6 protein-coding genes and 1 pseudogene are annotated in these 10924 nt (G+C 63.6%); 5 read left to right on the plus strand and 2 right to left on the minus strand.

What is annotated here, in order from left to right; all coding sequences use genetic code 11:
* A pseudogene (locus PVZ80_RS29955) lies at nt 1-864 on the minus strand (autotransporter domain-containing protein); the annotation flags it as partial.
* A 710-nt stretch (nt 865-1574) separates the two neighbouring features.
* Nucleotides 1575-2489 (minus strand): DMT family transporter, encoded by a 915-nt coding sequence (locus tag PVZ80_RS29960; RefSeq protein WP_028681873.1) that lies wholly within the window; start codon nt 2487-2489, stop codon nt 1575-1577.
* A gap of 198 nt (nt 2490-2687) precedes the next feature.
* On the opposite strand from PVZ80_RS29960, the gene aceK reads away from it, so the two are divergent.
* From aceK to PVZ80_RS29985, 5 genes are all read left to right on the plus strand, one after another.
* Nucleotides 2688-4409 (plus strand): bifunctional isocitrate dehydrogenase kinase/phosphatase, encoded by a 1722-nt coding sequence (gene aceK, locus PVZ80_RS29965; protein ID WP_009047590.1) that lies wholly within the window; start codon nt 2688-2690, stop codon nt 4407-4409.
* Between the two features lie 97 nt (nt 4410-4506).
* Nucleotides 4507-8400: an ATP-dependent RNA helicase HrpA gene (gene hrpA / locus PVZ80_RS29970; RefSeq protein WP_028681875.1), complete on the plus strand. Its 3894-nt coding sequence runs from the start codon at nt 4507-4509 to the stop codon at nt 8398-8400.
* Between the two features lie 336 nt (nt 8401-8736).
* Entirely contained in the window at nt 8737-9858 is a 1122-nt protein-coding gene (locus PVZ80_RS29975) for a beta-ketoacyl-ACP synthase III (protein WP_124354655.1), read from the plus strand.
* A gap of 102 nt (nt 9859-9960) precedes the next feature.
* On the plus strand, nt 9961-10575 hold the full coding sequence (locus PVZ80_RS29980; RefSeq protein ID WP_016702619.1) for an RNA polymerase sigma factor: 615 nt from the start codon (nt 9961-9963) through the stop codon (nt 10573-10575).
* A complete protein-coding gene (locus PVZ80_RS29985; RefSeq protein ID WP_009047594.1) occupies nt 10569-10802 on the plus strand; it encodes an anti-sigma factor family protein in 234 nt (77 codons plus the stop codon). The genes PVZ80_RS29980 and PVZ80_RS29985 overlap by 7 nt, the downstream gene beginning before the upstream one ends.
* Nucleotides 10803-10924 lie beyond the last annotated feature (122 nt).

Genomic DNA, 10924 nt, shown 5'->3' on the forward strand with positions numbered 1-10924 from the left:
GACGCTGACCTTACCGCTTGAGCCTTTTTGCGCAGCGATCACGGTGTTGCCAGCGGTCTGTACCTTGGCGCCGTTGGTGAGCGACAGCGAGCCGTTGCCTGACTGGCCCACGGTCATGTCGCCGAGGGTTTTCCAGAGGCTGCCCGCGCCATCGACGCTGGCGGTGCCAGTGGAACCCAGGTCGGCAGCGATGATGCTGTCCTGGCTGTTGACCTGGCTGCCGTTCTTGACCAGCAGGGTGCCGTTGCCGGCGCCGCCGACCACCAGGCGCTTGTCGCTGGTCAGGGTTGACCCGCCGTCGGCGATGAGGGTGCCGGTTGCGCCACGCTCGGAGCCGATCAGGGTGTCGCCCTGGGAGTGGGCTCGGGAGCCGCTTTTGAGGTTCAGGTCGGCGGAGCCGCCTTTGCCGACGATCAGGTCGCCGCCGGTGTTCAAGGTCGCGCCGTTGTTGAAGGTGGCCTTGCCCGTGGCGCCCTGTACGGTGCCCAGGGTGAAGCCGTCAGCGACATTCAGCTTGCCGCTGCCGCCGACATTCAATTGGCCCAGGCCGTTGTTGGCGGTGCCAACGTTCAGGCTGCCGACCGTTCGGGCGCTGTCCAGTTGCGCGACCTGGTTGCTCAGCCCGGGGAGCGGTCGATCGATATTGACCGCCTCATTGCTGGCGGGAGCGCCGTTGCTCCAGTTACCGCTGTTTTCCCAGGCGTTGCTGTCGTTGACGCGATAGGCGTTGCCGTCCTCGTCATAGGCAAAGTGATGGGCGTCTCCGGTCCAGTTCGTCGTGGCGAGTACGGCCGGGGCGAAGGTGCTCAACGCCAGGGCGACGGCGAGCGCGGTGCTGGAGGGTCTGAAACTGTGGGGTGTCATGGTCTTCTTTTCCAAGGCTGTGCCTGTGTGGTCGGAGGAGTGGAAACGGCGTCGGGTGCGCTAGGGATCAGCGGCGCGCGCCGAGGGGTGAAAGCGTTCGATGGCTGCACAGAGGCGCGAGGCGCTTCCCGGCCGGCAGAGGAGTTTTCTGGCTATGAAGTGCAATAGGACCGGTGCTGTAACAGTGCGGCCTGAGTGATCTGTTCATAAGCGTTGAATAACTGATCAAGTTGTCCGGAAAGTTGTGAGCGGGCCGGTAACTTAATAAAGAAGGAGGCGGGAATATACGTGGGGAGAGAGGTTGGGAGCTTTTTTTAAACTTTTCAGAAATATCTTTATGGTGGTCGAGAATAATCTTTGTTGGTTGTGGTTAGTTCGTTGTTGTTATCAGTGGAACTGTCTGGTGCGGGCTTTTTTTGCGAATTGTGTTCAAGTTTTATGGGGTTTGGACGAGGGGCAAAAGAAGGGGATAAAACATAAAGACGGCGGGGTAATGATTTTTTGCTTGAGGGGATGTTTTTATTGAGAGGGCAGTATTTGTTTTTTAGAAGACGATGGTTTTTTATTGTTTTAAGTTTTTTTGCCGAAGGGCGGAAGTTACGGTGTCCGATATGCAGTTCGATTCTGCTCAAGCCTGATCGAGACTGTTGTGCAAGTGGCGAGCGCGCCCATGTTTCAGGACCGCTCGCAATGCTGGGGAATCGACGCGATCAGCGATCCGCCAGTTCCTGGGGCGAGGCGACCCGGGCTCCCGGTTTGAGTACCAGCCACAAGGCCGCAGCGATCAGCACGCCGCCATACAAGTGGGCCATGGACAGTGGCTCGTCCAGCAGCAACGCACCCCACAACACCCCGAACGGCGGGATCATGAAGGTCACGGTCATCGACTTGACCGGGCCGATCGAGCTCAGCAGGCGGAAATACAGGATGTAGGCAAAGGCGGTGCAGGCCAGCCCCAGGCCCAGCAACGACAGCCAGACGCTCCAGCCGCCCCAGCTGGCGGGCGGCTGGCTGATGGTGCTGTAGGCGAAGATCGGCAGCAGGAACAGGCTGGCGCCGAGCATGCTGCCCAGGGCCGAGAGGCGACTGTCGAGACCGCCGGCCTGGTCCAGCCAGCGCCGCGCGAGGAAGCCGGCGAAACCGTAGCAGGTGGTGGCGAGCAGGCAGGCCAGCGCGCCCAGCAGCAGTTCCAGGTCGAATGTCATGGGGCCGGCGCGGGTCAGGATGCCCACGCCGAACAGGCCCAGGCTGACCCCGGCGATTTTTGGCGGGGTCAGTTTCTCGTGGAAGAACAGCCCGCCGATCAGCACGCCCATCAAGGGCGTGGTGGCATTGAAGATCGCCGAATAACCGGCCGGCAACACCAGGGCCGCCACCGAATACATGGTGGCGGGGATACCGGAGTTGATCACGCCAAGCAGCAGCACGGTCTTGAACTTGCCCTGGAAGTCCCAGCTGATGCGCATCAGCGCGAGGATCACCAACAGGCCGGTGGCGGCGATGGAGACGCGAAAGAAGGCCGTGGGAATGCTGCCGATCACTGGAGCGATGATGCGCATGAACAGAAAACTCGCGCCCCAGATCGCGGCCAGGGACAACAAACGCAGGGTATCGACAAGTCTCACGGCGCAACTCCTTTGATGGCCCCTGCAACGGCCCTTTTTTCGGCAGGGCGAGAGTGTTGCCGAGAGACGGGACGCGAGCAATCGCTATCTTGCGGTCGAATGGGCGGGATCCTTCTCGCTACGGAAAAATTGCACTTCTCCTGCACCCGGTTCACTGGCTAAGCTCAGGCCTTTCCGAATTCCCGCAGAGGTCTCACCATGCCGCAGAAATGGCCCGCCGCCGATATCGCTCGAACGATCCTCGATGGCTTCGACGATTACCGCGAGCACTTTCGCCAGATCACCGACGGTGCCCGGGCCCGCTTCGAGCAAGCGCAGTGGCAGGAGGCACAGACCGCCTCGGCGGCACGGATCAACCTGTACGAGGAAAAGGTCGGCGAGACCGTGCAGCGCCTGCGCACGACGTTCGACCTGGAGACCCTGCTCGACGTCAATCAGTGGCCGCTGGTGAAAAGCGCCTATATCAGCCTTATCGACCTGCGCTTCGACGATGAGCTGTCCGAGACCTGGTACAACTCGGCCTTCTGCGGCCTGTTCAGCCACGACCTGATCAGCGACGGCTGCATGTTCATCCACACCACGCGGCCGAGCCTGCGCCGCGCCCGGGCCGCGCAGACCCGCACCTACCGGCCGCAAGGACATCTGTCGACGATGCTCGAACAGATCTTCGTCGACTACCGCTTCAGCGAGGCCTATGCCGACCTGTCCGGCGACCTGCGGCGCCTGGAGTCGCAGCTGCGGGAGAACCTGCCGGACTGGGTGTGCAAGGACCCGGAACTGGCGGTGGAGCTGTTTTCCTCGGTGCTGTACCGCAACAAGGGCGCTTACCTGGTGGGGCGCATCTACACCCACGACGAGCAGTGGCCGCTGGTGATTCCGTTGCTGCATCGTGAAGGGCGGGGCATCCAGATCGACGCGCTGATCACCGACGAAGCCGAGGTGTCGATCATCTTTTCCTTCACCCGTTCCTATTTCATGGTCGACGTGCCGGTGCCGGCGGAGTTCATCGGTTTCCTCAAGCGCATCCTGCCGGGCAAGCACATCGCCGAGCTGTACACCTCCATCGGGTTCTACAAGCACGGCAAGTCCGAGTTCTACCGGGCGCTGATCAACCACCTGGCCAACACCGACGACCAGTTCATCATGGCCCCGGGCGTGCGCGGCATGGTCATGAGCGTGTTCACCTTGCCGGGTTTCAACACCGTGTTCAAGATCATCAAGGACCGCTTCTCGCCGTCGAAAAACGTCGACCGCGCCACGGTGATCGAGAAGTACCGCCTGGTGAAAAGCGTCGACCGGGTCGGGCGCATGGCCGATACCCAGGAGTTCGCCGACTTCCGCTTTCCCCTGGGCAAGTTCGATCCGGCGTGCCTGGCGGAGTTGCTGGAAGTGGCGCCGTCGACGGTGTCGGTGGAGGGCGATACGGTGCTGATCCGCCACTGCTGGACCGAGCGGCGCATGACCCCGCTCAACCTCTACCTGGACCACGCCAACCCGGCCCAGGTGCGCGAGGCACTGGACGACTACGGCCTGGCGATCAAGCAGCTGGCCGCAGCGAATATCTTCCCCGGCGACATGCTGCTGAAGAACTTCGGCGTCACCCGCCATGGCCGGGTGGTGTTCTACGACTACGACGAGATCTGCTTTCTCACCGAAGCCAACTTTCGCCACATCCCGGCGCCGCGCACCCCGGAGGACGAGATGGCGTCCGAGCCCTGGTATTCCATCGGCCCGCTGGACGTGTTCCCCGAGGAATTCCCGCCGTTCCTGTTCGCCGACGCCGGACAGCGCAAGCTGTTCGACCAGCTGCACGGCGAGCTGTACAACGCCGATTACTGGAAAGGCCTGCAGGACGCCATTCGCGCCGGCAAGGTGATCGATGTGTTCCCGTACCGGCGCAAGGACCGGGACAACGAATAGAGGGAGCAGCGGCAAGAGGCAAGTTACAAGCGGCAAGCTAAAAGCGTAAAGCTGCGTTAATCTTGCGGCTTTTCGCTTGAAGCTTGTAGCTGCCTTTATGACCGACCAACTGCTGAAAAACCTCGACCAAGCCATGCTCGCCGACCGCCACCGGTTGCGCCGGCAGTTGCTTGAGCTGCGCAAGAAACCCGACGAGGCCAAGCTTGGGCAGTGGGTCGAACGCATGCAGGCGTCCTGCGCCCAGGTGGCGGCGCGGCGCGCCAGCGTGCCGTCGATTCGCTACGACGACAGCCTGCCGATCGCCGCCAAGCGCGACGAGATCAAGGCGGCGCTGCAAAAGCACCAGGTGCTGATCATCGCCGGTGAAACCGGCTCGGGTAAAACCACCCAACTGCCGAAGATCTGCCTGGAAATCGGTCGCGGCCAGCACGGCCTGATCGGTCATACCCAGCCTCGGCGGATCGCCGCGCGCAGCGTGGCCAGCCGGGTCGCCGAAGAGCTGGCGACGCCGCTAGGTGCCCTGGTGGGTTACCAGGTGCGCTTCGAGGACCAGAGCGACTCGAACACCCTGATCAAGCTGATGACCGACGGCATCCTGCTGGCGGAAACCCAGAACGACCGCTACCTGGAACGCTACGACACGATCATCGTCGACGAAGCCCACGAGCGCAGCCTGAACATCGACTTCCTGCTGGGCTACCTGAAGACCCTGCTGCCGCGGCGTCCGGACCTCAAGGTCATCATCACCTCGGCGACCATCGACCTGGAACGCTTCTCCAAGCACTTCGACGACGCGCCGATCGTCGAGGTCTCCGGCCGTACCTTCCCGGTGGAAACCTGGTACCGCCCGCTGACCCTGGAGCAGGACGAAGAGGGCAACCGGGTCGAGGACGACCTGACGGTGGACCAGGCGATCCTCGCCACCCTCGACGAAATCGCCGCCCATGAGCGCAGCGAGCGTCGCAGCCCGGGTGACGTGCTGGTGTTCCTGCCGGGCGAGCGGGAGATTCGCGACGCCGCCGAGATGCTGCGCAAGGCCCAGCTCAAGCACACCGAAATCCTGCCGTTGTATGCGCGCCTGTCGCCGGCCGAGCAGCAGCGGATTTTCCAGTCGCACCCGGGCCGCAGGGTGGTACTGGCGACCAACGTCGCCGAGACCTCGTTGACCGTGCCGGGCATCCGCTACGTGATCGACAGCGGCACCGCGCGCATCAGCCGCTACAGCTACCGGGCCAAGGTCCAGCGCCTGCCCATCGAGGCGATTTCCCAGGCCAGCGCCAACCAGCGTAAAGGCCGCTGCGGCCGGGTCGAGCCGGGCATCTGCGTGCGCCTGTACAGCGAAGAAGATTTCAACGGCCGTCCGGAATTCACCGACCCGGAGATCCTGCGTACCAACCTGGCGGCGGTGATCCTGCAGATGCTCCATCTGCGCCTCGGTGAAATCACCGCGTTCCCCTTTATCGAGCCGCCGGATGGCAAGGCCATCAGCGACGGTTTCAACCTGCTGCAAGAACTCTCGGCTGTGGACCGCAACAGCCAGCTGACGCCGCTGGGTCGCCAATTGGCGCGGCTGCCGGTGGACCCGCGCATGGGCCGCATGCTGCTGGAAGCGGCGAAGCTGGGCAGCCTGCAGGAAGTGCTGATCGTCGCCAGCGCCATGTCGATCCAGGACCCGCGCGAGCGGCCGCCGGAGCGCCAGCAGGCGGCCGACCAGGCCCACGCGCAATGGAAGGACGCAGATTCGGATTTCGCCGGGCTGGTCAATCTGTGGCGCGGTTTCGAAGAGCAGCGCCAGGCGCTGACCGCCAGCCCGCTGCGTAACTGGTGCCGCAAGAATTTCCTCAACTACTTGCGCCTGCGCGAGTGGCGCGACTCTCATCGCCAGCTGAGCCTGATCTGCCGCGACCTGCAGCTGAGCCTGAACAAGGAGCCGGCCGACTATCCGAAACTGCACAAGGCGGTGCTGGTCGGCCTGTTGAGCCAGATCGGCCAGAAGACCGAGGAGGGCGACTACCTCGGTGCTCGCCAGCGGCGCTTCTGGGTGCACCCGTCGTCCGGGTTGGGCAAGAAGCGTCCGCAGTGGCTGATGACCGCCGAGCTGGTGGAAACCACCAAGCTCTATGCGCGCATGGTGGCGAAGATCGAACCGGACTGGATCGAGCCGCTGGCCGGGCACCTGATCAAGAAGAACCACTTCGAACCGCATTGGGAGAAGAAGCGCGGGCAGGTGGTGGCCTACGAGCAGATCACCCTGTTCGGCCTGATCGTGGTCGGCCGCCGCCCGGTGCATTACGGCCCGGTGGACCCGGTGGTGTCGCGCGAGCTGTTTATCCGCGAAGGCCTGGTGCGTGGCGAGATCCAGTCGAAAGCCAAGTGCCTGAGCGCCAACACGCGCTTGCTGGAACAGCTCGACGAACTGGAAGCCAAGGCCCGGCGCCGCGACATCCTCGCCGACGAGGAAACCCTGTTCGCCTTCTACGACGCGCGCCTGCCGGCGGAGATCCACCAGACCGCGACCTTCGACAGCTGGTACCGGGTGCACAGCCAGAAAGACCCGCAGTTGCTGATCATGCGTGAGGAAGACGTGTTGGCCCGCGAGGCCAGCGAAGTCACCGCCATGCAGTACCCGGACACCCTGCAGATCGGCGATCTGGAACTGGCCCTGAGTTACCACTTCGAGCCCAACCATCCACGGGACGGCGTGACCCTGCGGGTGCCGGCGCCGTTGCTGCCGGCCTTGCCCGCCGAGCGTCTGGAATGGCTGGTGCCGGGGCTGGTGGAAGCCAAGTGCATCGCCCTGGTGCGCAACCTGCCCAAGGCGTTGCGCAAGAACTTCGTGCCGGTGCCGGACTTCGTCAAGGCGGCCCTGGCGCGTATCGATTTCGCCCAGGGCTCGCTGCCCCAGGCGCTGGGTCGCGAGCTGCTGCGCATGACCGGGGCACGGGTCAGCGACGAGGCCTGGGCCGAGTCGGCGCAACAGGTGGAAAGCCACCTGCGGATGAACCTGGAAATCGTCGACGCCCAGGGCAAGTTCCTCGGCGAAGGCCGCGACCTGGCCGAGCTGACCGCGCGTTTCGCCGAAGCCAGCCAGGCCGCCCTGGCCGTGCCGCAAACCGCGAAAAGCCAGCAGCCGGTGGAGGCCAAGGTGTTCGCTGCGGTGGCGGAGAAAACCCAGCAGAAGATCGCCGGGCTGTCGATGACGGTGTATCCGGCGCTGGTAGAAGAAGGCGGGACCGTCAAGGAAGGGCGTTTCTCCACCCCGGCCGAAGCCGAGTTCCAGCATCGTCGCGCCTTGCAGCGCCTGTTGCTGCAACAGCTGGCCGAGCCGGCCAAGTTCCTGCGCAACAAGCTGCCGGGGCTGACCGAGCTGGGCCTGCTGTATCGCGAACTGGGGCGCGTCGACGCCCTGGTGGAAGACATCCTGCTGGCCAGCCTCGACAGCTGCGTGCTGGAAGGCGAGGACAGCCTGCCCCGGGATGGCGCCGGCCTGGCGTCGCTGGCCGAACGCAAGCGCGGCAGCTGGACCGAGCACGCCGAGCGCCTGGCGCGCCTGACCCTGGATATCCTCAAGCTCTGGCACAGCCTGCAAAAGCGCTTCAAGGGCAGGATCGACCTGGCCCAGGCGGTGGCGCTGAACGACATCAAGTCGCAGCTAAGCCACCTGGTGTATCCGGGGTTTGTCCGCGAGACCCCGGCGCAATGGCTCAAGGAGCTGCCGCGTTACCTCAAGGCCGTCGAGCTGCGTTTCGAGAAACTCGGCAGCCAGGTGCAGAAGGACCGGGTCTGGAGTACCGAACTGGCCGGCCTGTGGAACCAGTACCAGGCCCGCGCCGGCAAACATGCCCAGGAAGGCAAGCGCGACCCGCAGCTGGAGCTGTACCGCTGGTGGCTGGAGGAATATCGAGTGTCGCTGTTCGCCCAGCAACTGGGCACCAAGGCGCCGATTTCCGACAAGCGCCTGAACAAGCAGTGGAGCCAGGTGGAAGCCTGATACGACGCCTGTAACCGCTGCCGCAGGCTGCGATAAGGTCCGAAGGACCTTCCCGCGATCTCAGGGAGCACGCCCTCTTCGAGGTCGATCGCAGCCTGCGGCAGCGGCTACAGCGATCTGTGATGGCGGCGATTACGCTTGCCGATAGGGCCAAACGCCGGCGTTTATGGCAAACTTCGCCGTTATAAATGCCGGCCCCGCGGTTTTGAGCGTTCGCCGCCCGGGCAAAGCGGAATAAAGCGATGTCAGGTCCTATTCCGCCAGTCGGGATAGACCATTTACGGTTTGGTACGACGGTGCCAATACCTTCTGCCTGAACAGAATAGAGGAACGACCGTGCATAACGTCGTCATCAGCGGCACTGGCCTGTACACCCCGGCCAACAGCATCTCCAACGAAGAGCTGGTGGAGTCTTTCAACACCTACGTGCATCAGTTCAACGCCGACAACGCGCAAGCGATCGAGCGCGGCGACGTTCAGGCCCTGACCGAATCCAGCGCGGCCTTCATCGAGAAGGCCTCCGGCATCAAAAGCCGCTTTGTCATGGACAAGGACGGCATCCTCGATCCGCAGCGCATGACCCCGCGTCTGCCCGAGCGTTCCAACGACGAATGGTCGGTGCTCTGCCAGATGGCCATCGGCGCCGCCGAACAGGCCCTGCAACGCGCTGGCAGGACCGCCGCGGACATCGACGGGGTGATTGTCGCCTGCTCCAACCTGCAGCGCGCCTACCCGGCCATCGCCATCGAAGTCCAGGAAGCCCTGGGCATCGCCGGTTTCGGTTTCGACATGAACGTGGCCTGCTCCTCGGCCACCTTCGGCATCCAGGCCGCCTGCAACAGCGTGCAACTGGGCCAGGCCCGGGCGATCCTGATGGTCAACCCGGAAGTCTGCACCGGCCACCTGAACTTCCGTGACCGCGACAGCCACTTCATCTTCGGCGACGCAGCCACCGCGGTGATCATCGAACGGGCTGACCTGGCCACCTCGCCGTACCAGTTCGACATCATCAGCACCAAGCTGCTGACCAAGTTCTCCAACAACATCCGCAACAACTTCGGCTTCCTCAACCGCGCCGCGGAAGAGGGCATCGGCGCGCCGGACAAACTCTTCGTGCAGGAAGGCCGCAAGGTGTTCCGCGATGTCTGCCCGATGGTGGCGGAACTGATCGCCGAGCACCTGCAGGAAAACCAGCTGAACGTCAGCGACGTGAAGCGTTTCTGGCTGCACCAGGCCAACCTCAGCATGAACCACCTGATCGTCAAGAAACTGCTGGGCCGCGAAGCCACCGAAGAGGAAGCGCCGGTGATTCTCGACACCTACGCCAACACCAGTTCGGCCGGTTCGGTGATCGCTTTCCACAAGAACCAGGATGACCTGAGCAGCGGCTCGCTGGCGGTGCTCAGCTCGTTCGGCGCCGGTTATTCGATTGGCAGTGTGCTTCTGCGCAAGCGTTGACAGTCTTATGGATCGCAGCCGCTGAAGCGCTGGCCGTCGGCTCCTGCATGGGGCCGGCGGCGCTGGGCGGCTGCGATCCCTGATTCCGATTACGAGGCATGAATGTCCGCAGCTGACGACACGCAACTGCTTGAACGCCTGTTGGCCGGCGAGCAAAAGGCCTACAAGGAACTGGTCGGCACCTACCAGAGCGCGATGCGCGCCGTGGCCTACGCCATTGTCGGCCAGCGCCACGCCGACGAAGTGGTGCAGGATGCCTGGCTGTCGGTGGTGCGCAACCTGGCGGGTTTCCAGGGGCGCTCCAGCCTCAAGACCTGGCTGTTGACCATCACCGCCAACTCGGCGAAAAGCCGCTACAAACAAAATCGTCGGGAAGTCCTGCTGGATGACTTGCCGTCCCCCCATGGCACCATTGGCGACGAGCGTTTTTCTTCCGCTGACGGTCACTGGCTGGTGGCGCCGTTCGCCTGGCACGCCGACACCCCGGAAGCCCTGCTCACCGAGGCCGAGCTGCGCGAATGCCTGGAACACACCTTGCTGAGCCTGTCGGAACTGCAGGGCAGCGTGTTGACCCTGCGCGAGCGCCAGGGCCTGGAGTTGGAGGAGATTTGTAATCTTCTGGACATTTCCCTCTCCAATGTCCGGGTGCTGCTGCACCGGGCGCGGCTGAAGATTTTTGCCACGGTGGAGCACTTCGAGGAGACCGGCCAATGCTGACCTGCAAGGAACAAGTGGCACGCTCCAGCGACTATCTCGATGGTCAGCTGAGCTTTCGCCAGCGCCTGATCCAGCGCCATCACCTGTTGTTCTGCCCCAATTGCCGGCGCTTCCTGCGGCAGATGCGCCTGATGCAGGCCACCCTGCGCAAGATGCCCGAAGCGCCTGTCGCCGATGTTGATGCGCTGGCCGAACGCCTGGCCGCCGAGCGCAAGCGCAACGCCTGATTCACCCGACCATCCTCCCGTAGCCGCTGAAGCCTCAAGAGCGCGACCGCTTCGCGCTCGATCGCAGGCTTCGCCAGCGGCTACACCAACGCCTGCAAGGCATACCAATTCCTGTAGCCGCT

It is taken from the genome of Pseudomonas sp. B3G-3 (genome assembly GCF_028640915.1).
GTDB classification, from domain to species: Bacteria; Pseudomonadota; Gammaproteobacteria; order Pseudomonadales; family Pseudomonadaceae; genus Aquipseudomonas; species Aquipseudomonas chlororaphis_I.